The sequence below is a fragment of the Promicromonospora sp. NPDC110617 genome (genome assembly GCF_055598465.1).
The window spans coordinates 1,626,121-1,650,231 of the sequence record NZ_JBVKBM010000001.1; the positions used below are offsets into that span (position 1 = coordinate 1,626,121).

The window sequence follows — 24,111 nt, forward strand, 5'->3', positions numbered from 1 at the left end:
CGGCATCGGTGTCGGTGGTCCCGCGTAGACTTGTCCGCATGACCGAACCTCTCTCCAACCCGCAGGACGACCCCGCGACGCAGGGCGCCACGAGCGTCCTCGAGCGCGAGGAGACCCGGGAGGAGACGGAACCGGGAGATCACGAGCGTTTCGCGCACTACGTGCGCAAGGAGAAGATCATGCAGTCCGCCATGAGCGGCAAGCCCGTGATCGCGCTCTGTGGCAAGGTCTGGGTGCCGGGGCGTGACCCGGGCAAGTTCCCGGTGTGTCCCCGGTGCAAGGAGATCTACGACGGTCTCCGCGATCCGCAGGACGGCGGCGAGGGCGACTCCACCAAGTGACGAGCCAGCCGCAGCAGCTGCCCCACACACCGTCGTCTGCGGCCGCTTCGTCGCTCAGCCCTGCCTTTCCACGTCGTGCCCCCTGGGGTACGGCGTCGAGTCTGCGCGCCTGGCAGGCGGAGGCCCTGGAGCAGTACCGCGTGACGAACCCGCGGGACTTCCTGGCCGTCGCCACCCCGGGCGCGGGCAAGACGACGTTCGCGCTCCGCATCGCCACCGAGCTCCTCGAGCAGGGCATCGTCCGGCGGGTCACCGTCGTCGCCCCCACCGAGCACCTGAAGACCCAGTGGGCCGACGCCGCCGCGCGCGTCGGCATCCGCATCGACCCGGCCTTCAAGAACTCGCAGGGCCGGCACGGCTCGCACTACGACGGCGTCGCGCTCACCTACGCGCAGGTGGCGGCCAAGCCCGCGCTGCACCGGGCTCGGACGGAGGCGGCGCGCACCCTGGTGATCCTCGACGAGGTGCACCACGGCGGTGACGCCCTGAGCTGGGGCGACGCCGTCCGTGAGGCGTTCGAGGGCGCCGAGCGCCGCCTGGCGCTCACCGGCACCCCGTTCCGCAGCGACACGTCCGCCATCCCGTTCGTCCAGTACGAGGCCGACCGCGAGGGCATCCGCCGCTCCAAGGCGGACTACACCTACGGCTACGGCGAGGCGCTGCGTGACCACGTCGTGCGCCCCGTGCTGTTCCTGTCCTACGCCGGCGACATGCGCTGGCGCACCAAGATGGGCGACGAGGTCAGCGCCCGCCTCGGCGAGGCCATGACCAAGGACATGACCGGGCAGGCCTGGCGCACCGCGCTGGACCCCGAGGGGCAGTGGATCCCGTCTGTGCTCGCGGCCGCGGACAAGCGCCTCACCGAGGTGCGCCGCACGGTGCCCGACGCCGGCGGCCTGGTCATCGCGACCGACCAGGACAACGCGCGCGCCTACGCCACGCACCTGCAGGAGATCACCGGCAAGCGGCCCGTCGTCGTCCTGTCCGACGACGAGGGGGCCTCCGGGCGCATCGAGGAGTACGCGCAGGGTGAGGACCGCTGGATGGTGGCGGTCCGCATGGTGTCGGAGGGCGTGGACGTGCCGCGCCTCGCCGTCGGCGTGTACGCCACCAGCGCCTCGACCCCGCTGTTCTTCGCCCAGGCGATCGGCCGGTTCGTGCGTGCCCGCAAGCGTGGCGAGACGGCGTCGATCTTCCTGCCGAGCGTCGCGCCGCTGCTGAACCTGGCGAACTCGATGGAGCAGGAGCGCGACCACGCGCTCGACCGGCCGCGCACGGCCGAGGAGCAGGGCATCGAGTACGACCCCGAGGCCGCGCTGATCGCGGAGGCCAACAAGGAGGAGAAGGCGTCGAGCGAGCTGCTGGGCTCGTTCCAGGCGCTGGAGGCCCAGGCCTCGTTCGACCGCGTCCTGTTCGACGGCGGCGAGTTCGGTACCAGCGCGGACCTCGGTTCCGCGGAGGAGCAGGACTTCCTCGGCCTGCCCGGGCTCCTGGAGCCCGACCAGGTGGCGACGCTGCTGCGGCAGCGTCAGGCCGACCACCTCAAGGCGCGTGGCGGTGCCCCCACCGCGCGCGAGGTGGAGAACGAACGGTCCGAGCAGGAGCACCGCCGCGCGGGCGAGCTGCGCAAGGAGCTGTCGAAGCTCGTCTCGGCGTGGGCCAAGCGCAGCGGGCAGCCGCACGGCGTCATCCACACCGAGCTGCGCCGCAAGTGCGGCGGGCCCGAGGTGCCCCTGGCGACCGCGGACCAGCTGGAGGCGCGCGTGGCCCAGGTCCGGCGCTGGTTCGTCGGTCAGAAGTAGGACGGGAGCGAGAAGATCCGCATGGTGAGACAAGAGGCCGTCCTGGCCGTATTCGCCCGGCCCCGGCCAGTTCTCTGGCCTACCGTGAGTGCATGACCGACGAGCTTCGGAGCATCGGCGCTCCGCTCACAGACTCGTGGCCTGCGCTCGACAACGGTGTCGGTGAACCGCGGCCGCTCCCCGCAGCACCCCTTCCGGCGGTACGCCCGTCGGTCGCCCTGCTGACCGACCGCTACGAGCTCACCATGCTCCAGGCGGCGCTGGCCGACGGCACCGCCCACCGGCACTGTGTGTTCGAGGTGTTCACTCGACGCCTGCCCGCAGGCCGGCGCTACGGCGTCCTGGCGGGCACCGGTCGTGTCCTGGAAGCGCTGCCACACTTCGTCTTCGAGGACGCCGAGCTGGCCTACCTCCAGGACAACGCCGTGGTGGACCGCAGGACGCTCGACTACCTCGCGAACTACCGCTTCACCGGGACCATCCAGGGCTACGTCGAGGGCGAGGTGTTCTTCCCCGGCTCGCCCGTGCTGCAGGTCGAGGGGTCGTTCGCCGAGGCCGTGCTGCTGGAGACCCTGATCCTGTCGATCCTGAACTACGACTCGGCGGTGGCGTCGGCGGCCTCCCGCATGACGAGCGCGGCCGGGAACCGGCCCGTCCTGGAGATGGGCTCCCGCCGGGCGAGCGAGCAGGCCGCCGTCGCGGCGGCGCGGGCCGCGGTCATCGGCGGCTTCGCCGGAACGTCCAACCTCGAGGCCGGCATGCGGTACGGGCTGGACACCATCGGCACCGCCGCGCACGCCTTCACCCTGCTGCACGACAGCGAGCGGGAGGCCTTCGAGTCGCAGGTCGCCTCGCTGGGCCCGGGTACCACGCTGCTGGTCGACACCTACGACGTGAAGCAGGGCGTGGCGACCGCCGTCGAGGTGGCAGGCACCGGGCTGGGCGCGGTGCGCCTCGACTCGGGCGACCTCGGGGGACTGGCGGGGGAGGTCCGCCGTCAGCTCGACTCGCTCGGCGCGCGGGACACGAAGATCGTCGTCACCTCGGACCTCGACGAGTACGCGATCGCCTCGCTGGCTGCCGCGCCGGTGGACGTCTACGGTGTCGGCACGTCGCTCGTGACCGGGTCGGGCGCGCCGACCTGCGGCATGGTGTACAAGCTGGTGGCCCGCGCCGACGCGTCGGGCGTGCTGCAGCCGGTGGCCAAGGCGTCGGCGAACAAGGCGTCGGTGGGCGGCCGCAAGGCCGCCGCACGGCGCTACGGCCGCGACGGGTACGCCGTCGAGGAGATCATGGTGACCGGCCCGGACACCGCGGTGGCGGAGTGGACGCCGCAGAGCGACGACCTCCGGCCGCTGCTCGCACCGCTGGTCGTGGACGGCGCCGTCGACTCGCGCTGGGTGGGTCCGTACGGCGTCGCGAACGCCGCGATCAACCACGGGATGGTGCGCGCCGAGCTGCCGCGCGGCGCCCGCCGGCTGTCCAAGGGCGACCCGGCGATCCCGACCGTGGACCTCCGGCTCGACGACCTGCGCGACTGAGGTCACAGCCCGGCGACAACTTGGTGGGAATCTCTGACAGGGGTGTCCAGTCGGGGGACGAAACAGCCTAGAGTGAGACCTGTGACAACTTCCCCGCTGCCGCTGCTCACGCCCCTGGGGTCAGCCGGGACGGCCGTCGAGGAGGACACCGAGGAGGCGCTCGCCTCCGGGATCGCCGACCCGTGGGTGACGATCGTGTGGAACGACCCGGTGAACCTGATGTCCTACGTGACGTACGTGTTCGAGAGCTACTTCGGGTACCCACGCGCCAAGGCGGAACGACTCATGACGCAGGTGCACAAGAACGGTCGCGCAGTCGTGTCCAGTGGTGGGCGCGAGCGCATGGAGGTGGATGTGCAAGCGATGCACGGGTTCGGGTTGTGGGCGACGCTGCAGGAGTCGGGCGCGCGGGGAGCCGCATGACACCGTTCCGCGCCATGCGGCGGGGTTACGAGGCTCGGTTCGAACCGGTGGAGCGCGTCGTCCTCGCCAAGGTGGCACGCGACGTCTCGGCGATGCTGCGCGAGGAGGCGGGCCTGGACCTGTTCGCCGCCGACGACCCGGGGCCGTCGTCGCACCCCGCGCCGGGCAAGGGGCAGGCCTGGGCCAACGGCCTCCTCGCGCCGGACGAGCTGACCGACGCCGACCTGGCCCGGCTCACGGGGGTGACCGGCGTGGGGCGCGTGCCGACGGATCCCGCGGCGCAGCGGCTCCTGCCGGACGCGAGCAAGGACGACGCGGACATCGCCGACGAGTTCCGCCGGCTCACGCAGAACGACGTCGCCCAGGCCAAGGTGGACCGGCTGGAGGCGTTCGCCGCGCTGCTCGACCTGCCGTCGGGCGAGGACGCCCCCGAGCCGCTGGGCCGGCACGGCGCGCCGCCGCCGGTGCGGGTGCCGCGCGAGGACGCGGAGCAGTTCGCCGGTGCGCTCACGGACGTGCGGCTGGTGATCGCCGAGCGGCTCGGCCTGAAGACCGACGACCAGGTCATGCAGCTCACCGACGAGATCATGTGGGACCGGCAGGCCGGCCGCGAGATCCCGGTGGCCACCGACGGGCGCGCCGCCCGCCGGTTCTGGTCCGGGGTGTTCGTCGCGGCGGGCTACGCCCAGGAGACCCTCATGGACGTCATGCTCGCCGAGCTGCGGGGCAGGCGCCCCCTGGCGTAGCGCACGCCCACGTGTCAGACGTACAGGTCACCCGGGTGACCTGTACGTCTGACACGTCAGAGCTCGTAGACCTCGCCCGGGACCGCTACGTCGACCGGGCCCGTATAGGTCGCGCGCGCCTCGGCCAGGGAGTCCTCCGGGTCGTTCCACACGGGCAGGTGCGTGAGCAGCAGCCGGCGGGCGCCGGCCTCGGTTGCCACCTGTCCGGCGCGGTGCCCGGTGAGATGGATCCCGCGCTCCACGACGTCGTCGCGCCCCTCCAGGAACGCCGCCTCGCTGAGCAGCAGGTCGGCACCGCGCGCGAGCTCGACCACGGAGGTGCAGGCGTCGGTGTCGCCCGTGTAGGCGAGCGTGGTCGTGCCGCCGGACGACGACGGCCCGGTGACGCGCACGCCGTACGTCTCGACCGGGTGGTAGACGCGGTACGGCTCGATGGTCAGCGGACCGACCTCGATCTGCTTGTGGTCGGCCCAGGAGCGGAAGTCGAAGTCGTTCTCCATGGACTCGCCGTCGCTCAGCCCGTAGGACAGGGCGACGTGCCGTTCGGCGGTCGACGGCCCGTAGATCGGCAGGGGCTTGTCCCGGCGTCCGGCCCGCAGCGACCCGTGCTCGGGGTGGTAGCGCAGGTAGACGTAGAGGCCCGCGAGGTCCGCGCAGTGGTCGGGGTGCAGGTGCGAGATCGACACCGCGTCGAGCGTGTGGGGGTCGACGTGCTGCTGCAGCGCGCCGAACGCGCCGTTGCCGAGGTCGAGCAGGACGTTCCAGTCGCGTGCCTCGTAGCCGGCCGCGGCCGACTCCGCCGCGCTGACCTGCACCAGGTACGACGACGCGGGCGTCGCGGGGCCGGGGAACGAGCCGGAGACCCCCAGGGGGATGAGGCGCATCAGACGGCCTCCACGAGGGAGACCTCGGGGCCGAGGAACCGGCTGGCGAGCTGCCCGAACGGCGCCGGGTCGCCCGTGGTCAGGAACCGGTGCACCGGGGCGCCGGCGTCGGGCGAACGCTCCAGGTCGTGCGCCACGAGGGTGCGGTACACGTCCTTCGCGGTCTCGTCGGCGCTGGAGACCAGCGTGACGTCCTCGCCCATGACGTAGGAGATGGCGCCCGCGAGCAGCGGGTAGTGCGTGCAGCCGAGCACGAGCGTGTCGACGCCGGCCGCCTTGACCGGGTCGAGGTACTCGTGCGCGAACTTCTGCACCTCCGGGCCCGACGTGCGGCCCTCCTCGACGAAGCGCACGAACTCGGGGCAGGCCTGGCTCGTGATCGTCAGCCCGGGGGTCACGTGGAAGGCGTCGTCGTACGCGCGCGACTGCACCGTGGTGCGCGTACCGATGACGCCGATCCGGCCCGTCCGGGTGGCGGTCACCGCGGCCCGGGCCGCGGGCAGGATGACCTCGACCACGGGGATGCCGTGGCGCTGCTCGTACCGCTCGCGCGCGTCGCGCATCATGGCGGACGACGCCGTGTTGCAGGCGATGACCAGCATCTTCACGCCGTCCGCCACGAGCCGGTCCATGGCGTCCAGGGCCATGGCGCGCACGGCCGCGATCGGCTTGGGGCCGTACGGGCTGTTGGCGGTGTCGCCGAGATAGCGGACCTGCTCGTTGGGTAGCTGGTCGAGGATGGCGCGCGCGACCGTGAGGCCGCCGAGGCCGGAGTCGAAGATCCCGATGGGCGCGTCGTTCACGGGGTGAAGCCTAGCGACGACATCGTGTCGGAACCGTTACCGGCGCCACGCCCTGTGCGTGACGCGCGACACGTTCTGGCAGGTCAGCGACTTGCTTTCCGGAGCGCGAAATCATCACGCCCCGCACCACCTAGGCTGGGCGCATGACCTCCAGCACCGACGAGATCGTGCGCGCCGACGGGCGCGCCACCGACCAGCTCCGCCCCGTGAAGATCACCCGGGGATGGCTCGACGAGGCCGAGGGTTCGGTGCTCGTGGAGTTCGGGCGTACGCGCGTGCTGTGCGTCGCCTCGTTCACCGAGGGCGTGCCGCGCTGGCGCAAGGGCTCGGGCGAGGGCTGGGTCACCGCCGAGTACGCGATGCTGCCGCGCGCCACCAACGAGCGCAGCCAGCGGGAGTCCGTGAAGGGCAAGATCGGGGGTCGCACGCACGAGATCTCGCGCCTGATCGGCCGCTCGCTGCGCGCCGTCGTCGACATGAGCGCGCTGGGCGAGAACTCGATCGTGCTGGACTGTGACGTGCTCCAGGCCGACGGCGGCACCCGCACGGCCGCGATCACCGGCGCCTATGTGGCCCTCGCCGACGCGATCGCGTGGGGCCGCCGCCACGGGCACATCAAGGGCGGCAAGCAGGTCCTCGCCGACTCGGTCGCCGCCGTCTCGGTGGGCATCATCGACGGCACCCCGATGCTCGACCTGCCCTACGTGGAGGACGTGCGCGCCGAGACCGACATGAACGTGGTGGTCACGGGCGGCGGCAAGTTCATCGAGGTGCAGGGCACCGCGGAGCACGCGCCGTTCGACCGCGCCGAGCTCGACGCCCTGCTCGACCTCGCGGTGGGCGGCACGGCCGAGCTCGCCAAGATCCAGCAGGACGCCCTCGCGCAGGAGCTCGCGTGAGCGCGCGGATCGTCCTTGCCACGCACAACGCCAAGAAGGTCCCCGAGCTCCGCGCGATCCTCACCGAGGCGGGCCTGGACCTGCCCGACGGCGAGCTGGTCACCTCGGGCGAGGTGGGCGCACCGGAGCCCGTGGAGGACGGCGTGACGTTCGCCGAGAACGCCCTGATCAAGGCCCGCGCGGTCTGCGCGGCGACCGGTCTGCCCGCCGTCGCCGACGACTCGGGCCTCGCCGTCGACGTGCTGGGCGGTGCGCCCGGCATCTTCTCGGCCCGCTGGGCCGGCAAGCACGGGGACGACCTCGCCAACCTGGAGCTGCTGCTCGGCCAGCTCGGCGACGTGCGCGCCGAGCACCGCCAGGCCGGCTTCGTGTGCGCCGCCGCGCTGGTCACGCCCGACGGGCGTGAGGAGGTGCGGCTCGGCGAGATGCGGGGCGTGCTGGCCACGGCGCCGCGCGGCGCCAACGGGTTCGGCTACGACCCGATCCTGGTCGTGGACGGCGTCCGGACCGCCGCGGAGCTGTCCGCGGACGAGAAGAACGCGATCTCCCACCGCGGCAAGGCGTTCCGCGCGCTGGCGCCGGTGGTCGTCGAGGTGCTGGGCGCCTAGCTGGCCGCCGCGCGGGCCTGGCCGCGGCGGATGCCCGCGACCAGGCCGCGCCAGCCGAGCATCGTGATCGCCAGGAAGATCGCGGTGACCAGCGCGAACGACCACGCCAGCCCGCCGCCCGAGAGGCCGCGCAGCGCGAGGCCGCCGAGCACGGTGACGGCCCAGACGATCACGCCGGTGGGCCAGAGGCGCGCCGGGTCCCGCCACGCGCGGCTCACGGCCCAGCCGATCGCGGCGGCCAGGGCGAAGGGCCACACCACGCGACCCAGGGCGGCGACCAGCGAGCCGTCGTGCGACGCGATGCCGACGACCGTGAAGACGAGGACGGCGACGGCGTCGGCCACGGCGGCCGGCCAGACCGGAGTTCGAGGAGTGCTCACCAGCGCATCCTAGGTGCCCACCCGTCAGCGGGCGGGCAGGGTCCGCAGGAACGCCACGTAGTCGTCGAGCGCGGCCCGCACCTCGTCGGGGTTCAGCCCGAACCGCTCCAGGGTGTACCGGTGCGGGTGCCGGGGCGCGTCCAGGGCCGCGGCGAGGTTCGCCTCGTCGGCTGGGCCCCAGGGGGCGCCGAGCCGCTCGAACAGCTCGGGCAGCGCGGCGCCGGGGTCGCCGGTGAGCTGGTCGTAGGGCAGATCGACCACGACGTCCGGTCCCAGCTCGGCGCGCTGGGCCAGGGCACGGGACACGCCCTGGGACATGATGGCCAGCCATTCCGGGCCGATCCGCGCCAGGTCCACGGCGGGCGGCCGCCGGTGGATGCGCTGGGCGGACTCGGCCAGCGAGCACAGCGAGGCCACCGCGGTCTCGGGAGCACGGTGGGTCCACACGAACCGGGCGTCCGGGAACACGTCCCGGATCGCGGCCAGGTGGAACAGGTTGGCCGGGTGCTTGAGCACCCACCGTCGCTCGGGGCGGCCGTACGACAGGAGCTGGAGCGTGTCGCGCAGGAAACGGTAGTCCGGCCGGGCGTCGAAGCTCGCGAGCCGGTCCAGGTAGTGCGGCATGGGCACGGCGGCGGCGTGCATCTCCGAGTGCGCCCGGATGAACGTGTCCTCCTCCTCGGACGCCGCGTGCATGGGGTGGATCGTGTCCCACGTGTCGCTCAGCCGGGACGTCATGGCGAACTTGCGCCGGGTGCGCCGGATCAGCGCGGCCTCGGTGGCGGCGTCGACGGCGAGGCCGGGGTAGGTCATCTCCCAGAGCTTGGGGCCGCGGTGGGCGGGCGACCGGGACAGCACGTTGTACGTCAGGGTGGTGCCCGTGCGCGGCATGCCGACCACGAACACCGGGGCCGGTACCGGCTGCTCGGCCACCTCGGGGTGGCGGGCGCGGAGGTCGCCCACGACCACGCGGGTCCGGACCCGGAGGCGCACCAGTTCCTGGCCGGCCGTCCAGCCGAGCGGGCTGAGGCCGGGGAAGTCCGCGAACGCGCGCAGGGCCAGCCGGAGGTGATCCAGGTCGGCGGCGTTCTCGGTGCTGAGCGGCGCGCGGCCGCGTGAGGCACGTGCCAGCATCCGGTCGAACACGGCGTCCGGATCCCTGCGGGTGCGGGTCCCGGGAGCCAGGAGCAGGTTGGTCACGCGCAGGGCGGGCTTGACGGCGGACGAGGTCGAGGACACGTCACTCCAGAGGTCACGGTGCGGGCCGGGATCGCGCACATCGTCGCGCGGGCGCTCGGTGCGGGTAAAGGAAAGGGCCGTCGACTTCGGGCCCCGGCGGGCGTCCCCGTAGGCTGGGCGGATGCACCTCGTCGCCCAGGACCTCGGTTTCGCCTACCCCGGGCGGCCCGTCATGGACGGGGTCTCCTTCTCCGTGTCGCCGGGTACGCGGCTCGGCGTCGTCGGCGAGAACGGCTCGGGCAAGTCCACCCTGCTGCACCTGCTGGCCGGCGACCTGCTGCCCAAGTCGGGCGAGGTACGTCGCCAGGGCACCGTCGCGCTGGTGGAGCAGGAGCTGCACCCGGCGCCGGGGCAGACCATCGGCGACCTGGTCGCCGGGACGCTCGACGGGCTGCGGAACGCCGCCGCCGAGCTGGAGGCCGCCGCCGCGGCGTTCGACCACGGCTCCGGCGACCTGGCGGTGCTCGAACGCACGCTCTCGCTCGCCGAGCACCTCGCCGTCTGGGATGCCGACCGCCGCGTCGAGGTGGCCCTCACGCGCCTGGGCGCGCCGCGCGACCATGCTCGCCGGCTCGACCAGCTCAGCGTGGGGGAGCGGTTCCGGGTCCGGCTGGCCTGCCGCCTCGCGGAGCGCGCCGACCTGCTGCTGCTCGACGAACCCACCAACCACCTCGACGACTCCGCGATCGAGTTCCTCACGGGCGAGCTCGTCGCGTGGCGTGGCGGCGTGGTGCTCGTGACGCACGACCGCGAGCTGCTCGACGACGTCGCCACCGCCATCCTCGACCTCGACCCGTCGTGGGACGGCAAGCCCGTGCTCTACGGGCAGCCCGGCTACCTGGCCTACCGGTTCGCCAAGAACCAGGCGCTGCACCGGTGGCGCCAGCGCTACCGGGCGGAGCGCAAGCGTGCGGCGACCCTGGCCGAGCGGCTCGACGAGTCCTACGAGGGCCTCTCCGACGAGTGGCGCCCCGGCAAGGGCTCCCAGAAGCACCGCCGGGCCACCCGCGCCCGCATCCACGTCAAGGCCGCCGACCGGCTGGTCCAGAAGCTGGAGGCCGAGGCGATCGAGGTGCCCAGGCCGCCGGTCGAGCTGGGGTTCCCCGACCTGCCCGCGATGTCCCCGGGATGGGACCCCAGCAACCCGGTCGTGGAGGTCCGCTCGCCGCGCGTCGGGGACGACGCCGCCGCCCGGCTCGACCTGCCCGGCACGCGGGTCGCGATCCCGCCGTCGGGCCGCCTGCTCGTGGTCGGGCCCAACGGGACCGGCAAGTCGACGCTGCTCGCGGTGCTCGCCGGCGCGCTGGACCTGGACCGGGGGAGCCGCACCGTCGCGCCGGGCGCGCGGATCGGCGTCGTCGGCCAGGAGAGCGAGCCCATCATCGGCAAGGCCCGGCTGCGGACCGGGTTCGAGACCTACGCCGACGAGGCGCTGCGGCTGCTCGCCTCGAACGAGCTGGACCCCGACCACGTGGTGCCGGTCGCGGGCCTCGGGCTGCTCAGCGAGGAGGACCTGGACCGGCCGCTGGCCGAGCTGTCCGCGGGCCAGCGCCGCCGGTTCGAGCTGGCGCGGGCGCTGCTGCACGCCCCGCACCTGCTGCTGCTCGACGAGCCGACGAACCACCTGTCGATCGACCTCGTGGACGAGCTGACCCGGGCCCTCCAGGTCACGCCCTGCGCCGTCGTCGTCGCCACGCACGACCGGCGCATGCGGGCCGACCTGGAGGACTGGCCGGTCCTGGACCTGTCCTAGGCGCGTCGAGCCGTGGCCAGGTCCCGTGCGGGCCCGCGCCACAGCGCCACGACCGCCACGAGTCCCGCCAGGCAAGGGAGCAGACCGACCCAGCCCAGCAGCGGGGGCAGGCCGGTGTCGCCGGAGGTGTCGGTGACCAGCAGGTTGAACAGGGCGACGCTGGTTCCGACGACGAACAGGCCTGCCGCCAGCCAGCGCGCCCACCGCCGTCCGGTGCCGGTGGCCCAGATGCTGGCCAGCCAGCCGAGTGCGCCGAGCGCGCCGACGACGGACAGGTAGACCAGGTACGTCGTGGCCGCCGCGTCGATCTGTGCGTGGTCGTACGCCGGGTAGCCGGCCTGGATGTGCGCAGCGAGCACGTTTGTCCCGGTGCGGTCGACGTACAGGACGAGCGTCGCGGCGACCGTCAGGGCCAGCCCGACGTAGAGCGCCGCCGTCGCCGGGCGTGCGTATCGAGTCGTCATGGTGGGTTCCTCTCCGGAGGGAGCGTTGTTTTACGTCGTATAACTAACGCGGCGACGATACCTTTACGACGTACAACACGTCTATCGATTTCCGAGGGAGTCCCGATGACCGCCAGCCGGACTCGTGGCCAGCACGCGGGCCTTACCGCCCGGGCGATCCTGACTGCCGCCGTGCGTGTCGCGGACCGTGACGGGCTCGCCGCGCTGTCGATGCGGAGGCTCGGCGCCGAGCTGGGGGTGGAGGCGATGGCGCTCTACCATCACTTCCCCGCCAAGGACGCGCTGCTCGACGGGGTGGTCGAGGCGCTCGCGACGGCGGAGCCGGACCCACGGTTCGACGCCGCCGACTGGCGAAACGGGCTGCGCACCTACGCGCGGACCCGCCTGGCGGCCCTGACCGCCCACCCGAACCTGGTTCCGCTGGTCCTGTCGCGCCCAGCGACGACGGCCGGGAACCTGCGGCAGATGGAGACGTTCCTCGAGTCGCTGGGCGCGGCCGGGTTCCCGCCGCGCCCGGCGCTCGACGTCGTCTACGCGATCAACGGGCTGGTCCTCACGCACGCCGCGCTCGATGCCGGGGCCGGCGGCGCGCCGGGGGTGCACCACGAACAAGGGCAGACCGACCGGCTGGCCGGTCTGCCCGAGGGGGACTACCCGCTGCTCGTCGAGGCTGCACGTGACGGGGCGCACGGACCCCGGGACCGGTTCGAGTTCACGCTCGGCGCCCTGCTCGACGGCTTCGCCGCCGTCCGCCGGGAGCCGTGACCCGGCAGCCAGGGTCTGCTAGGGCAGCCGGCCCACGTGGGCCATCGCCTGCTTGATCAGCATGCCCTGGCCGTTCATCATCTCGGCCTGGACGTCGTCCGCGCAGGCCTCCTCCGGCGTGAGCCAGGCGAGGTCGAGGGCGTTCTGCTGCGGCCGGCAGTCGCCGGTGACGGGCACCACGTACGCGAGCGAGACGGCGTGCTGGCGCGGGTCGTGGAACGCGGTGATCCCCGGCGTGGGGAAGTACTCGGCGACGGTGAACGGCTGGGGCGACGGCGGCACCTGCGGCAGCGCGACGGGGCCGAGGTCCTTCTCGATGTGCCGCAGCAGCGCGTCCCGGAGGCGCTCGTGGTACATGACGCGCCCGGAGACCAGGGCGCGCGTCATCGCACCCTGCGGGTTCACCCGGAGCAGCAGCCCGACGGCGACCACGTCTCCCGAGTCGTCGACCCGGACCGGTACGGCGTCGACGTACACGAGGGGGAGCTGCGCGCGTACGACGGCGAGGTCCTCGTCGGTCATCCAGCCCGACACCGGGGCAGGCTCGCGGTAGAAATCGTCGGCTGGGTAGTCGGCAGTGTCCGTCACGGGTCCGTTTCTACCAGGTCGGGCGTTGCGGTGCCTGACCCCGCGCCGCCCCGTGGACACCCGGATGTGACACGGGTCGCCGAACCGCCGCTCCTGGAATAGCAGAGGGTGGGGCTGTGCTCTACCTGGTAGACGCCCAACGAAAGGAAGCGTGACATGGCAACTGTCGACATCACCGACGCCACGTTCGAGAAGACCGTCAGCGACAACGGAATCGTCCTCGTGGACTTCTGGGCCACGTGGTGCCCGCCGTGCAAGATGTTCGGACCCGTCTTCGAGGCCTCCTCGGACAAGAACGACGACATCGTGCACGCGAAGATCGACACCGACGCCAACCCGGGCATCTCGGCCGCGGCACAAGTGACGTCCATCCCCACGCTCATGGCGTTCCGTGACGGTGTGCTCGTGTTCCGCCAGGCGGGCGCGCTGCCGGCCAAGGGCCTCGCCGAGGTCGTCGAGGCCGTGCGGGGGCTCGACATGGACGTGGTCCGCAAGGACATCGCCGCGCAGCAGCAGAACTGACGCGGCGGGCGGGCCTGGCGGCCCGCCCGCGGTGCGGCTACCGGCCGAGCGCCGACTCGACGGCCCCGACCAGGTCGGCAGGGCTCTGCGTCTCGAGCTTCTCGCCGTCCAGGAAGAACGTCGGGGTGCCGCTGACACCGAGCGCCCGGCCCTCGTCGAAGTCGTACTGCACGCGCTCCGCCGTCGCCGGGTCGGCCACGGCGGCGTCGTACCGGTCCAGGTCGAGGCCGAGGTCCCGGGCGAAGCCCCGGAAGACCTCGGCCTGGGACTGCTGGACCTCGCCCCACTCGGCCTGCGACTCGTACATCCGCTGGTACATGGGCTCCAGCGCGCCCTGCGCCGCGGCGGCCTCGACCGCGACGGCGGCGTTGACCGAGTTGGCGTGCGCGGGGATCGGGAAGTACCGGAGCACCACGGTCAGCTCCTCGCCGTACTTCTCCTTGAGCTGCTCGACGGTGGGGTAGTAGGCGCGGCACGTCTCGCACTCGAAGTCGAGGAACTCGACGAGCACCGCCTGCTCGTCGTCGGCCTGGCTCAGGACGTGGCTGTTCTCGCGCACGACCTGGGCGTCCCCGGCCGGGGCGCCGGGGCGGGAGCTCAGGATGAACCCGACCAGCAGCGCGATCAGGCCGAGCACCCCGGCCAGGAGGACGAGCTGCAACATGAGTCGGGGCGTCAGACGACGGGTCGCGGGGCGCTTGGTAGCGGGGCGCTTCGTGGTCACAGGTTTTCCTTCACGGGTCACGGGGGCGTGCACGGGGAGCAGGGCGTGCCGGCGGCCGGGTCGGGCCCGGCGGCCGGTGGTGGGCGGACGACGGCGTCCGCCGGACGCCCTGCCTACGTGCGGCTGATGCCCCAGAGCAGGGGGTCGTGCCCGAGCGCGTACGCCAGCGTGTGGGCGCGCGGCGCGCGGTTCCCCGCGGTGGCCGGCGCCGGCGCCGCGACCCGGTACGACGGCGCGCAGACGGCCGGCTCGGTCCCGGTGCCCAGCGGTGCGCGCAGGCTCAGCAGCCCCAGCGTCTCCGCGCCGTGCCGCGACCCGTGGGCCGGGCAGTCGTCGGCGGCCGGGGTGACCCGGTCGCGGGCCGTGACCTTGCCCGGGCCGGTCGCGTCGCGGTCCGGGACGTCGACGTGGTGCTGCACCACGGCGGCGGCCGGCGCCGTGGCCGCACTCGCCGTGCCCGGCGTGGTCACGCCCAGCAGCCCGGCCAGTGCGAGGAGCAGCACCACGAGCGCGGACCGCTGGGCGGTCGCGCGCGGTCGGGGCCGGGGCGAGAGGGTCATGTCGGGGCGATCGTAGACGAACCGCCCCTGCGCTGGGGTGTGAAGTGCCGAGGGTGCGCGAGGCGGGACTCGAACCCGCACGTCCGGAGACACCAGGACCTAAACCTGGCGCGGCTGCCAATTACGCCACTCGCGCGCGGCGCTCAGTCTACGGCCAGGTGAGCGTGCAGGTCAGCGGAACGCAGCGAGCCCCGTGAGGTGTCGTCCCAGCACGAGCGTGTGCACCTCGTCCGTGCCCTCGTAGGTGCGCACCGACTCCAGGTTGCTGGCGTGGCGCATGGGGGAGTGGTCGAGTGTGACACCGTTGCCGCCCAGGATCGTGCGGGCGGTCCGGCAGACCTCGATGGCGATGCGGGCGTTGTTCAGCTTGCCCGCCGAGATCATGTGTCCCGCCAGCCGCCCCGAGTCCTTGAGCCGGCCCAGGCGCAGGGCCATCAGCTGGGCCTTGGTGATCTCCAGTGCCATGTCGACGAGCTTGGCCTGCGTGAGCTGGAAGCCCGCGATCGGCGTGCCGAACTGCTCCCGGCCCTGCGCGTAGGCCAGCGCCGCCTCGAACGCGTCCCGCGCCGCGCCCACCGCGCCCCAGACGATCCCGTAACGGGCCTCGTCGAGGCACGCGAACGGCCCGGCCAGGCCCGGGTGCTCGGGCAGGAGGGCGTCCACGGGCAGACGCACACCCTCCAACGTGATGTCGCACTGCACGGACGCCCGCATCGACAGCTTCGGCTCGATGGGGACGGCGGTGAACCCCGGGGTCGACGTCGGTACGACGAATCCCCGCACCCGGTCGCGCTCGCTCCCGTCGTCCTGCGGCCCGCGGACCTTGGCCCAGATGATCGCGACGTCCGCGAACGAGGCCATGCCGATCCAGCGCTTGGCGCCGTCCAGGACCCACTCCCCGCCGGTGTCGCCGCCCTCCGTGCCGGGCTCGAAGCGGGCGCGCGTGGTCATGCTCGCCGGGTCGGAGCCGGCCTCCGGCTCGGTCAGCCCGAAGCAGCCCACGACCTCGCCCGTCGCCATGCGCGGCAGCCACTGCTGCTTCTGGGCCTCGGAGCCGTGCTTGTGGATCGCGGACATCGCCAGCGAGCCCTGCACCGAGACGAACGTGCGGATACCGGAGTCGCCGGCCTCGAGCTCCTGCGCCGCCAGGCCGTACTCGACGGCGGACCGCCCGGCGCAGCCGTAACCGTCCAGGTGCATGCCGAGCACCCCGAGCTCACCCAGCTCGGGGACGAGCTCGCGCGGGAAGTGGGCGTCGGCGAACCACCCGGCGATGTTCGGGCGCACCCGGCGGTCCACGAACTCCCGCACGCGTGCGCGCGTCGCGAGTTCCGCCTCGCTGAGCTCGGAGTCGACGTCGAGCAGGTCGGCCGGCGATCCCACTAGGAGTCGAGCCCCAGCACCTTGCGGATCCGGGCCACGTGGCCCGTCGCCTTGACGTTGTAGAACGACTCGGCGACCGTCAGGTCCGGGTTCACCACGACCGTGGAGCGGATCACCCCCACGTACGTCTTGCCGTAGTTCTGCTTCTCGCCCCAGGCGCCGTACGCCTCCAGCGTCGCGTGGTCCTCGTCGGACGCGAGCGGGAACGTCAGCGTCTCGTCCTGCGCGAACTTGGCCAGCTTGGCGACCTTGTCGGGGGAGATGCCGACGACGGCGTAGCCCGCGCCCAGGAGGGACGCCTCGGAGTCGCGGAAGTCGCACGCCTCCTTGGTGCACCCCGGCGTCGCGGCGGCCGGGTAGAAGTACACGATGACGCCCTTGTCGGTGCTCTTCGCCAGGTCGGCGAGGCGGACGGAGGCGCCGTCGGCGGTCGGGAGGGTGAAGTCGGGAGCCTTGTCCCCGGGCTCGAGGCGAGTCGTCATGCCCGTAACGGTAGTCGCCCTCCGCGCTCCTCGTGCGCCGCGCAACCCCGACCTGTGGACAACCCCGTTCGGCGGTCGCGTAGCGTTGTCCTGTGAGCACCTCCGCCGTGACCGACTCCGTGACGAAGCCCGGAAACCTCCCGATCCGCATGCTGCACGACCGGCTCTTGGTCGAGCCCGAGACGGACTCGGCGGAACGGCAGTCGACGGCGGGCCTGGTGATCCCGGCGACCGCCGTCGGCCCCAAGCGGCTCGCCTGGGCGACGGTCGTGGCGAAGGGCGAGCACGTGCGTCAGGTCGACGTCGGCGACCGCGTGCTCTTCGACCCGGAGGACCGCGCCGAGGTGGACCTGGCCGGCACGGACTACGTGCTGCTGCGCGAGCGCGACGTGCACGGCGTGGCCGAGAGCGACGAGGCGGACGGCTCGACGGGCCTCTACCTGTAGGTCCGTGCTCAGTGCCCGGCTGTCGTGCAGTTCACAGGGCGGGCCCGCTCGTTCGGTTACCGGTGACGCCCCTGGTCCTGGTAGTGTTTCTCTCCGTTGCGCGCCATTAGCTCAATAGGCAGAGCAGCTGACTCTTAATCAGCGGGTTCGGGGTTCGAGTCCCTGATGGCGCACCAGCACGACGGCCCCAATGCTTCCTCACGCCCTCCGGCGGAGGGTGAACCACGGCCGTTCGTGAGGCGCAGAAATCGGTGCGCCGAGGGCCCCAGGTCCTGGTAATCTTCCCGTCGCAGGCGCCATTAGCTCAATTGGCAGAGCAGCTGACTCTTAATCAGCGGGTTCTAGGTTCAAGTCCTAGATGGCGCACAACATGTCGAAGGCCCCCACCACGGTGGGGGCCTTCGGCGTTCCGGTACGAGGGTTCGTCAGAGCAGGTCGACCGGGAACAGCTCGGTGCGCGCCACGACCCGGTCCCGCTCCTCCGTCAGTGCCGTGCGGCGGGGATCGGCGAGGTACCCGTCGAGCTCCCGCTGCCCGGCGAACCGGTAGAGCTGGACCTCGTGCGGCCGGCCGTCCGCGCCGTCGGACGCCGCGCGCTGCAGCACCGCGCCGCCGTGCTCCGGGACCAGCGCCAGCACCTTGTCCTCGTAGGCCGTGAGGCCCGCCTCCTGGCCGGGCTGCGCCCACAGCAGGCAGCACAGCCTGATCTCCGCGTCGTGGTTCGTCATGGTCCGAGCGTAGATCCAGCCAGCTCCCATAATTTGTCCGCTTGTTGCCTGCTGCACCTGTTCCGTTCACCCGGCCCGTCCAGGTTTGTCCTCCGGGCGTGCTCGGAGCCGTCCATCTCTCACGGACCACAGGGAGGACGGCCATGCGGCCAGTCACCAGGAAACAGCGGGGCCGGCAGCAGGTCGGTCTCGTCGCGGCGGTCACGGCGGCCACGCTCGCCATGACGGGCTGGGCGGCGACGTCGTCGTCCGCCGCCCCCGCGGACACCGCTCGTCCCGACACCGGCACGACGGCGTCGGCGCCGCACCAGCCGGAGGCCCCGACGTCGGGCGCCCCGATCCTCACTCCCGACGACGGCGAGTTCCTCGAGGGCACCGTGCCCGTGGCGGCCGAGCCGGTCGCGCCCGGGGACGACGTCGCGCACCTGACCGTCGACGGCAAGGACGTCCCGGGCGCCACGGAGACCCTCGGCACCTCGGTGCTCGGCTACACGGTCGGCACCAACTCGACCGAGGCGCGGTACAAGAACTACGTGTCGGTCAACGGCTCGGAGCCGATCCACCTGCCCGACGCCGTGAGCGAGCGCGTCGAGCTGGAGGTCCCCAACGAGTACCTCGTGACCGGCGAGAACACGGTCGAGGTGGTCGTGGGCACGATCAGCTCCGACTGCGGCATCAACTACGACGACTTCGTGCTGTCGGACTTCACGCTGGAGCCCCTCGGCGAGCTCGCCGACGGCGAGGAGAACGAGTACACCTACTCGTTCGGCGACGGCAGCTGCGGCAGCAACACGAGCCTGCTGCTGCGCGCCGAGCTGTCGTTCTTCGTCCAGGGCGACCCGCAGGGCACCACCGGCCTCAGCGCGGACCTCGACACCACGACGCTGACCAACGGCGCGCACACGATCGAGGCCCGCACCGCCTCGGGCGACTCGACGAAGCACCAGGTCCGCGTGAACAACGCGCCCGCCGGCGCGCCCCGCCTCTCGCCGGTCGACGGCACGCTGAGCCGTGGCACGGTCACCGTCACGGGCGCCCGCCCGGCGGACGGCGACGGCGCCACCGCGGAGCTCACGGTCGACGGCGACGCGGTGGAGGCCACCGAGACGCTCGGCGCGGGCGACGCGGCCTTCTCGTTCAACGTCGGCTCGAACGCCGTCGACGGCGGAGCCGCCAACCTGCTGGTCGTCAACGGCATCGAGACGCCGATGGGCGGCTCGTACGCGAGCCAGCGCGCCAGCATCGCGATCCCCAACGAGTGGCTGCGCCCCGGCGACAACACGGTCAAGGTGGTCACCGGCACCTTCGCGGGCGACTGCAACCGCGACGACTTCACGATCTCGAACCTGGCGCTGACCCCTGCCGCGGGCACCGCGGCCGGCGTCGGGCTCAAGCCCTCCTACGCGATGGGCGACGGCACCTGCGGCTCCAGCGGCACCGCGCTCCGCGAGGTCACGCTGACCTTCACGGTCGACGCCCCCGCGCGCGGCCTGCGCGCCGACGTCGACACGGCGACCCTGCCGGACGGCGAGCACGAGCTCGCGGCGACCTCGACCACGGGGGAGACCGCCACGCGCGCGCTCTTCACCGACAACTCCGGTCCGGCGCTGGTGTCCGCGACCCCCGCGGACGGCGACCGGCTCACCTTCACGGTGCCGCTCGCGGTCGTCGTCGAGGACGCCTCCGGTGTGGTGCAGGGCCCGGACGTCACGCTCGACGGTGCCAAGATCGCCGTGGGCGACCCGGTCGGCCCGGGTCTGACCGCCGGCGCGCACACGCTCGCGGTGTCCGCGACGGACGGCCTCGGCAACGAGGTCACGCACGAGATCGACTTCGTGAGCGCCGGGATCCCGGACGTACCGGCGGACGTCGCTCCGGCGTCGGGCACCCAGGACGTGGGTCGCACCGCCACGCTGAAGGCGACCGTGGCCGCGCCCGACGGCGGCGACGTCACCGCGCGCTTCTCCGCCGCGGAGATCCTCACCCCGAACAAGGCGTGGCAGGGCAGCACGGGCGCCGTGCCGACCACGCTGGACGTGCGCGGCCAGAAGAAGCTGAGCACCAAGACGCTGGAGCCGGGCGACGGGAAGTCGGTCACGTCCCCGGCGTCGGGCGACGTCACCTACCAGCGGTTCGACGTGCCGGTCCGCGGCCGCGTCGAGGCGCCGGTGCTGCGCTGGGAGGGCACCGCCGACCCGGCGCGCCTGGTCAGCCTGCGGGCCTGGAACCCGGACACCGACACGTGGGACGTCGTCGCCTCCGCGCGCGGCGCGGTCGAGGGCGGCACCGTGCTGGAGGGCACTGTGTCCCGCGACTACGTGGACCGTGGCACGGTGCACGCCATGGTCACGGGCGAGGACCCCTTCGCCGACGACATCGACGCCGGTGACAAGGACCGCTTCGACGACCCGGACGCCTACGACTTCTCGATGGTGCACTACACGGACACCCAGTACCTGACCGAGGGCGCCGTGGAGCAGGAGACGGCCGAGGAGCGGGCCGTCTGGGCGCAGGGCTACAACGGCGTCATGGACTGGATCGTCGACAACGCCGACGAGCGCAAGATCGCCTACGTGGCGCACACCGGCGACATCGTCGAGAACAACATCCGGGCGTTCCCGCCCGAGATGGAGGACCAGGTCATCGGCGAGTTCGAGTTCGCGTCGCAGGCGCAGGCCCGGATCGACGCCGCGGGCATCCCGAACGGCGTGGTCGCCGGCAACCACGACAACCAGTCCGGCACCGACCCGACGCTGTACGACCAGTACTTCGGGCCGGACCGGTACGAGGCGCTGTCCGAGGACTGGACCGACGCGTCCTACGGCGGCGTCATGGAGCCCGGCTCGAACGAGAACCACTACGACCTGTTCTCGGCCGGCGGCCTGGACTTCGTGGTCGTGGGCCTGTCCTACGGCGTGACGCGCGACGAGGCCGAGTGGGCGGCGTCGGTCTTCGACCGGTACTCCGGCCGCAACGGCATCCTGCTCACGCACGACTACCTGGAGCCGTCCGCGTCGCCCGACGGGCGCGGCGCCAACTTCGGCGGGTCGGACGGGCCGCTGCTGTACAACCTGCTCGTCAAGGACAACCCGAACGTGTTCATGGTGCTCGCCGGGCACCGGCACGGCGTGGGCACCAACGTGCGCCCGCCCGTGGTCGGGGACATCGGCGGCGGCGTGGTCGAGCTGCTCGCGGACTACCAGTTCTACACGGTGTCCGCCGGCCAGCTCGGGCTGACCGAGATCGGCGGGTACGACCCGGCCGACCAGCTCCAGTTCGGCGCCTCGTTCTTCCGCATGCTGCAGTTCGACGTCGACCGCGGTGAGGTCTCCATCGACACCTACTCGCCGCTCCTGGGCGAGTTCGGCGCCACGGAGTACGACACCGAGCACCGCTACAACGGGCTCGAGGACAACATGGTGCTGCCGGTCGACCTGACCTCCCGCACCACATCGTTCAGCACCGACTCGGTGGTGCTGTACGACCCGGTGGACGAGATCGGCCGCGACACCGTGGCCTCCGGTGAGGTCGCCTCGGTCCGCTGGTCGGGCCTCAAGCCCGACCGCACGTACGCCTGGTTCGTCACGGCCCGCACCTCCGGGGGCGGCACGACGACGGCGTCGCCGGCGTACTTCACCACGGCGCGGCGTTGAGACTGCGCCGCCCGCTGGCCCTGGCGGGGCTGCTCGCAGTACTGAGCAGCCCCGCCGTGGGGCAGGTCGCCTCGGCGCACGACGCGACCAGCGACGTCTACGCCGAGGTGACCACGGCGCCGTCGTCCTCCGGTCCGGAGGGCGACGGGCAGGACGTCGTGGCGGTGCTCGACCTGGAGTACGACCTGCTGATGAAGTCCGCCTGGCTGCGGGCCGAGGCGTACGAGGCGACCGGCCGCGACGACCAGCTCGCCCAGCTCGACGAGCACGAGGCCGAGGTGGACGGGTACGTCACCGACCGCTTCGCGGTCACGTACGACGGCGAGCCGTGTGCGTCGGCGCTCTCCGCTGCCGACGTCGTCGAGCGGGGGGAGCGGCCCTACGCCTCCCTGACCTACACGTTCGCGTGCGACGGCGAGCCCGAGGGCGTGCACGAGGTCTCCAGCGCGCTGTTCCCGGACGCCGAGTCGTTCGTGCACTCGACCGAGACGATCATCCGGTACTCGCTCGACGAGGAGGACGGCTCGGCGGTGCTCACCGCGGCGTCGCCCACCCTGACGACGGGGGAGCACCGCCTGCTCCGGCAGGTCGGGGAGTTCTTCGTGCTGGGCGGCGAGCACCTGCTGTTCGGCGTCGACCACGTGCTGTTCCTGCTGGCGCTGCTGATCGGGGCGCGCCGCTTGCGCGACGTCGTCCTGACGGCCACGGCGTTCACCGTGGCGCACTCGGTGACGTTCCTGCTCGCGGCCCTCGGCGTGGTGTCCGTGCCGGCGATCGTGGTGGAACCGGTGATCGCTGCGTCGATCGCGGTGGTGGCGGTGGTGGACCTGGTGCTGATCTGGCGGGGCGGGGCGGCGCTGCGGGGTGAGGCGTGGGGCGGTGCCCCCGCGCCGGGCACGGTGCGGGACGCCCTGCGCTGGCGCGCCCCGGCCGGGACCCGCGACGAGCACGGCACCTGGGACCGCTGGCGGCTCCCCGTGGTGTTCGTCTTCGGGCTGGTGCACGGCGTCGGGTTCGCCGGGGCGCTCGGCATCGACGCCGCGTGGTCGTGGACGCTGTTGTGGTCGCTGCTGTCGTTCAACGTGGGCATCGAGGCGGTGCAGCTCGGCATCATCGCGGTGGTGTTCCCGCTGCTGGTGCTACTGCGGGTCCGCGCCCCGCGCACGGCCCGCTGGGCGCTGCTGGCGGGCTGCGCGGCGATCGCGGCGGTGGCCCTGTGGTGGGTCGTGGAGCGGCTGGCGGGCTGACGCCGCTCCGACCCCCTGGCTGGCCGACTGACGCCGTGGGCACTGAACGTAGGTGTAGTCGCACTCTGAGCGCTCAGAGTGCGACTACACCTACGTTCGGTCATCCGGCGCCGACGTCCAGCTACTCGTGCGCGGACCAGAACGTCTCCAGCTCCGCGTCCAGCGCCGGGGCCACCTGCATCGGCAGCGAGTGCGTGGTGTCCGGCCAGATCTTGACCTGTGCGTCCGGGATCAGCTTCGCCTTCTCGGCCGCCGCCTCGCCCCCGGCCAGCGACGAGTCGCTCGCGATCGCCACGTACACCGGCATCGGCAGCGCCTCCAGCTCCGCGTCGCTCAGCACGCTGGGGTTCGGCAGCCCTGACGAGCTGTAGCTCGCGGAGCCGACGGCGATCATCCGGGCCAGCGGGTCGTCGGGATCCACCTCGTCGTCGGACACGCCGCCGATCCGGTTCAGCGCGGACTCGCGCCACGAGTCCGGGAAGAACGGCAGCGAGACCGGGATGGTCGTGAGGATGACCGAGAGCGGCATCATGCCGAGCGTCATGACGGGCTCCAGCAGGGTGAGGCTCGCCAGGCGGTCCGGGTGCCGCACCGCCACGGCCGCCGCCAGCCCGCCGCCCTGGGAGTGCCCCACGAGGTGAACCCGGTCGAGGTCGAGACCGGCCAGCGCCTCGTCCACCCAGCGCGCGGCGTCGCCGACGTCGCGCATCGCGACCGTCTGCTCCGACAGGCCCGTGTCGCCGAGCGTGTCGAAGGCGTAGACGGTGCGGTGCTCGACGAGGTCGGGCAGGTTGTCGGCCCACATCGGGGTCGCGGCCGACCGGCCCGGCAGCAGGACCACGGGCGGGGCGTCGGCGGCGTCGGGGTGCACCCAGGCGTAGGCGCGGACCGTGCCGAAGCTCGTCTCGACGTCGTGCGTCGTGGTCGGCTCGGGCAGGCGGCCCAGCGCGTCGGCGTACGCGGCCTCGTAGGCCTGGCGCGCCTCCGGCGTGCGGAAGTGGCCGACGCCGGGGCCGCCCGCCGCGATGAGCAGTGCCAGCCCGCTGGTCGAGACCACCGCGACGACGGCCAGCAGGACGGTCGGCCAGCGGCGACGCTTGGGGCCGGTGATCGAGGTGCGCATCGGAGGT

General features: G+C 72.7%; 25 protein-coding genes and 3 tRNA genes. 15 read left to right on the top strand and 13 right to left on the bottom strand.

Going from position 1 to position 24,111, the window contains the following annotated elements; all coding sequences use genetic code 11:
• The first annotated feature begins 38 nt into the window (after positions 1 to 38).
• From ACZ7LE_RS07105 to ACZ7LE_RS07125, 5 genes are all read left to right on the top strand, one after another.
• The gene (locus ACZ7LE_RS07105) at positions 39 to 341 is read left to right on the top strand and encodes a DUF3039 domain-containing protein (protein ID WP_470402599.1); all 303 of its coding nucleotides are present in this window, start codon (positions 39 to 41) and stop codon (positions 339 to 341) included.
• Positions 338 to 2,143 (top strand): DEAD/DEAH box helicase, encoded by a 1,806-nt coding sequence (locus tag ACZ7LE_RS07110; protein ID WP_470402600.1) that lies wholly within the window; start codon positions 338 to 340, stop codon positions 2,141 to 2,143. Before ACZ7LE_RS07105 ends, ACZ7LE_RS07110 begins: the two co-directional genes overlap by 4 nt.
• A 92-nt stretch (positions 2,144 to 2,235) precedes the next feature.
• Positions 2,236 to 3,684 carry a nicotinate phosphoribosyltransferase gene (locus ACZ7LE_RS07115; RefSeq protein ID WP_470402601.1) on the top strand — a complete coding sequence of 483 codons (1,449 nt, stop codon included), beginning with the start codon at positions 2,236 to 2,238 and terminating at the stop codon, positions 3,682 to 3,684.
• Positions 3,685 to 3,798: 114 nt separating this feature from the next.
• The gene (clpS, locus tag ACZ7LE_RS07120; RefSeq protein WP_397393825.1) at positions 3,799 to 4,107 is read left to right on the top strand and encodes an ATP-dependent Clp protease adapter ClpS; all 309 of its coding nucleotides are present in this window, start codon (positions 3,799 to 3,801) and stop codon (positions 4,105 to 4,107) included.
• A complete protein-coding gene (locus ACZ7LE_RS07125) occupies positions 4,104 to 4,853 on the top strand; it encodes a DUF2017 family protein (protein ID WP_470402602.1) in 750 nt (249 codons plus the stop codon). Before clpS ends, ACZ7LE_RS07125 begins: the two co-directional genes overlap by 4 nt.
• A gap of 56 nt (positions 4,854 to 4,909) precedes the next feature.
• Here the strand turns inward: ACZ7LE_RS07125 and ACZ7LE_RS07130 are convergent, their stop codons facing one another.
• On the bottom strand, positions 4,910 to 5,737 hold the full coding sequence (locus ACZ7LE_RS07130; protein ID WP_470402603.1) for an MBL fold metallo-hydrolase: 828 nt from the start codon (positions 5,735 to 5,737) through the stop codon (positions 4,910 to 4,912).
• Entirely contained in the window at positions 5,737 to 6,540 is an 804-nt protein-coding gene (gene murI / locus ACZ7LE_RS07135) for a glutamate racemase (protein WP_285102916.1), read from the bottom strand. Before murI ends, ACZ7LE_RS07130 begins: the two co-directional genes overlap by 1 nt.
• A gap of 143 nt (positions 6,541 to 6,683) precedes the next feature.
• Here murI and rph point away from each other — a divergent pair, with 143 nt between their 5' ends.
• Together rph and rdgB are read left to right on the top strand one after the other, a co-directional pair.
• Positions 6,684 to 7,439 (top strand): ribonuclease PH, encoded by a 756-nt coding sequence (rph, locus tag ACZ7LE_RS07140; RefSeq protein ID WP_470402604.1) that lies wholly within the window; start codon positions 6,684 to 6,686, stop codon positions 7,437 to 7,439.
• Positions 7,436 to 8,047 (top strand): RdgB/HAM1 family non-canonical purine NTP pyrophosphatase, encoded by a 612-nt coding sequence (gene rdgB, locus ACZ7LE_RS07145; RefSeq protein WP_470402605.1) that lies wholly within the window; start codon positions 7,436 to 7,438, stop codon positions 8,045 to 8,047. Before rph ends, rdgB begins: the two co-directional genes overlap by 4 nt.
• Here rdgB and ACZ7LE_RS07150 read toward each other — a convergent pair.
• Together ACZ7LE_RS07150 and ACZ7LE_RS07155 are read right to left on the bottom strand one after the other, a co-directional pair.
• On the bottom strand, positions 8,044 to 8,427 hold the full coding sequence (locus tag ACZ7LE_RS07150) for a DUF3054 domain-containing protein (RefSeq protein WP_470402606.1): 384 nt from the start codon (positions 8,425 to 8,427) through the stop codon (positions 8,044 to 8,046). The genes rdgB and ACZ7LE_RS07150 overlap by 4 nt on opposite strands.
• Positions 8,428 to 8,451: 24 nt before the next feature.
• Complete coding sequence (locus tag ACZ7LE_RS07155) at positions 8,452 to 9,666, bottom strand: sulfotransferase family protein (protein ID WP_470402607.1); 1,215 nt, start codon at positions 9,664 to 9,666, stop codon at positions 8,452 to 8,454.
• A 121-nt stretch (positions 9,667 to 9,787) separates the two neighbouring features.
• Between ACZ7LE_RS07155 and ACZ7LE_RS07160 the strand changes: the two genes are divergently transcribed.
• The gene (locus tag ACZ7LE_RS07160) at positions 9,788 to 11,419 is read left to right on the top strand and encodes an ATP-binding cassette domain-containing protein (protein WP_470402608.1); all 1,632 of its coding nucleotides are present in this window, start codon (positions 9,788 to 9,790) and stop codon (positions 11,417 to 11,419) included.
• On the opposite strand, the gene ACZ7LE_RS07165 is transcribed toward ACZ7LE_RS07160, so the two are convergent.
• Positions 11,416 to 11,883 carry a hypothetical protein gene (locus ACZ7LE_RS07165; protein WP_470402609.1) on the bottom strand — a complete coding sequence of 156 codons (468 nt, stop codon included), beginning with the start codon at positions 11,881 to 11,883 and terminating at the stop codon, positions 11,416 to 11,418. The two genes, ACZ7LE_RS07160 and ACZ7LE_RS07165, sit on opposite strands and share 4 nt — an antisense overlap.
• 105 nt (positions 11,884 to 11,988) lie before the next feature.
• Here ACZ7LE_RS07165 and ACZ7LE_RS07170 point away from each other — a divergent pair, with 105 nt between their 5' ends.
• Complete coding sequence (locus ACZ7LE_RS07170) at positions 11,989 to 12,648, top strand: TetR/AcrR family transcriptional regulator (RefSeq protein ID WP_470402610.1); 660 nt, start codon at positions 11,989 to 11,991, stop codon at positions 12,646 to 12,648.
• Positions 12,649 to 12,666: 18 nt separating this feature from the next.
• Here the strand turns inward: ACZ7LE_RS07170 and ACZ7LE_RS07175 are convergent, their stop codons facing one another.
• Positions 12,667 to 13,236 (bottom strand): NUDIX hydrolase family protein, encoded by a 570-nt coding sequence (locus tag ACZ7LE_RS07175; RefSeq protein ID WP_182614170.1) that lies wholly within the window; start codon positions 13,234 to 13,236, stop codon positions 12,667 to 12,669.
• A 156-nt stretch (positions 13,237 to 13,392) separates the two neighbouring features.
• Between ACZ7LE_RS07175 and trxA the strand changes: the two genes are divergently transcribed.
• Positions 13,393 to 13,758 (top strand): thioredoxin, encoded by a 366-nt coding sequence (gene trxA, locus ACZ7LE_RS07180; RefSeq protein WP_182614171.1) that lies wholly within the window; start codon positions 13,393 to 13,395, stop codon positions 13,756 to 13,758.
• A 37-nt stretch (positions 13,759 to 13,795) separates the two neighbouring features.
• Here trxA and ACZ7LE_RS07185 read toward each other — a convergent pair whose 3' ends face one another.
• The 5 genes from ACZ7LE_RS07185 to bcp all read right to left on the bottom strand — a co-directional run bounded on the left by ACZ7LE_RS07185 (position 13,796) and on the right by bcp (position 16,907).
• Positions 13,796 to 14,422: a DsbA family protein gene (locus ACZ7LE_RS07185; RefSeq protein ID WP_470403288.1), complete on the bottom strand. Its 627-nt coding sequence runs from the start codon at positions 14,420 to 14,422 to the stop codon at positions 13,796 to 13,798.
• A 173-nt stretch (positions 14,423 to 14,595) separates the two neighbouring features.
• Complete coding sequence (locus ACZ7LE_RS07190) at positions 14,596 to 15,042, bottom strand: hypothetical protein (RefSeq protein WP_470402611.1); 447 nt, start codon at positions 15,040 to 15,042, stop codon at positions 14,596 to 14,598.
• A gap of 54 nt (positions 15,043 to 15,096) precedes the next feature.
• Positions 15,097 to 15,178, bottom strand: a tRNA-Leu gene (locus tag ACZ7LE_RS07195).
• A 35-nt stretch (positions 15,179 to 15,213) separates the two neighbouring features.
• Positions 15,214 to 16,425: an acyl-CoA dehydrogenase family protein gene (locus ACZ7LE_RS07200; RefSeq protein WP_470402612.1), complete on the bottom strand. Its 1,212-nt coding sequence runs from the start codon at positions 16,423 to 16,425 to the stop codon at positions 15,214 to 15,216.
• On the bottom strand, positions 16,425 to 16,907 hold the full coding sequence (bcp, locus tag ACZ7LE_RS07205; RefSeq protein ID WP_470402613.1) for a thioredoxin-dependent thiol peroxidase: 483 nt from the start codon (positions 16,905 to 16,907) through the stop codon (positions 16,425 to 16,427). The genes ACZ7LE_RS07200 and bcp overlap by 1 nt, the downstream gene beginning before the upstream one ends.
• 149 nt (positions 16,908 to 17,056) lie before the next feature.
• Between bcp and ACZ7LE_RS07210 the strand changes: the two genes are divergently transcribed.
• From ACZ7LE_RS07210 to ACZ7LE_RS07220, 3 genes are all read left to right on the top strand, one after another.
• A complete protein-coding gene (locus ACZ7LE_RS07210; protein ID WP_020013266.1) occupies positions 17,057 to 17,353 on the top strand; it encodes a GroES family chaperonin in 297 nt (98 codons plus the stop codon).
• A gap of 100 nt (positions 17,354 to 17,453) precedes the next feature.
• Positions 17,454 to 17,529: transfer RNA gene (locus tag ACZ7LE_RS07215), tRNA-Lys, on the top strand.
• Positions 17,530 to 17,646: 117 nt separating this feature from the next.
• Positions 17,647 to 17,719: transfer RNA gene (locus ACZ7LE_RS07220), tRNA-Lys, on the top strand.
• Between the two features lie 59 nt (positions 17,720 to 17,778).
• On the opposite strand, the gene ACZ7LE_RS07225 is transcribed toward ACZ7LE_RS07220, so the two are convergent.
• On the bottom strand, positions 17,779 to 18,081 hold the full coding sequence (locus ACZ7LE_RS07225) for a hypothetical protein (protein ID WP_470402614.1): 303 nt from the start codon (positions 18,079 to 18,081) through the stop codon (positions 17,779 to 17,781).
• A 143-nt stretch (positions 18,082 to 18,224) separates the two neighbouring features.
• Between ACZ7LE_RS07225 and ACZ7LE_RS07230 the strand changes: the two genes are divergently transcribed.
• Together ACZ7LE_RS07230 and ACZ7LE_RS07235 are read left to right on the top strand one after the other, a co-directional pair.
• Positions 18,225 to 21,734: a metallophosphoesterase gene (locus ACZ7LE_RS07230; RefSeq protein ID WP_470402615.1), complete on the top strand. Its 3,510-nt coding sequence runs from the start codon at positions 18,225 to 18,227 to the stop codon at positions 21,732 to 21,734.
• Positions 21,731 to 22,981, top strand: a complete 1,251-nt coding sequence (locus ACZ7LE_RS07235) for a HupE/UreJ family protein (RefSeq protein ID WP_470402616.1) — start codon at positions 21,731 to 21,733, stop codon at positions 22,979 to 22,981. The genes ACZ7LE_RS07230 and ACZ7LE_RS07235 overlap by 4 nt, the downstream gene beginning before the upstream one ends.
• Positions 22,982 to 23,102: 121 nt before the next feature.
• On the opposite strand, the gene ACZ7LE_RS07240 is transcribed toward ACZ7LE_RS07235, so the two are convergent.
• Positions 23,103 to 24,104: an alpha/beta fold hydrolase gene (locus ACZ7LE_RS07240; protein ID WP_470402617.1), complete on the bottom strand. Its 1,002-nt coding sequence runs from the start codon at positions 24,102 to 24,104 to the stop codon at positions 23,103 to 23,105.
• Positions 24,105 to 24,111 lie beyond the last annotated feature (7 nt).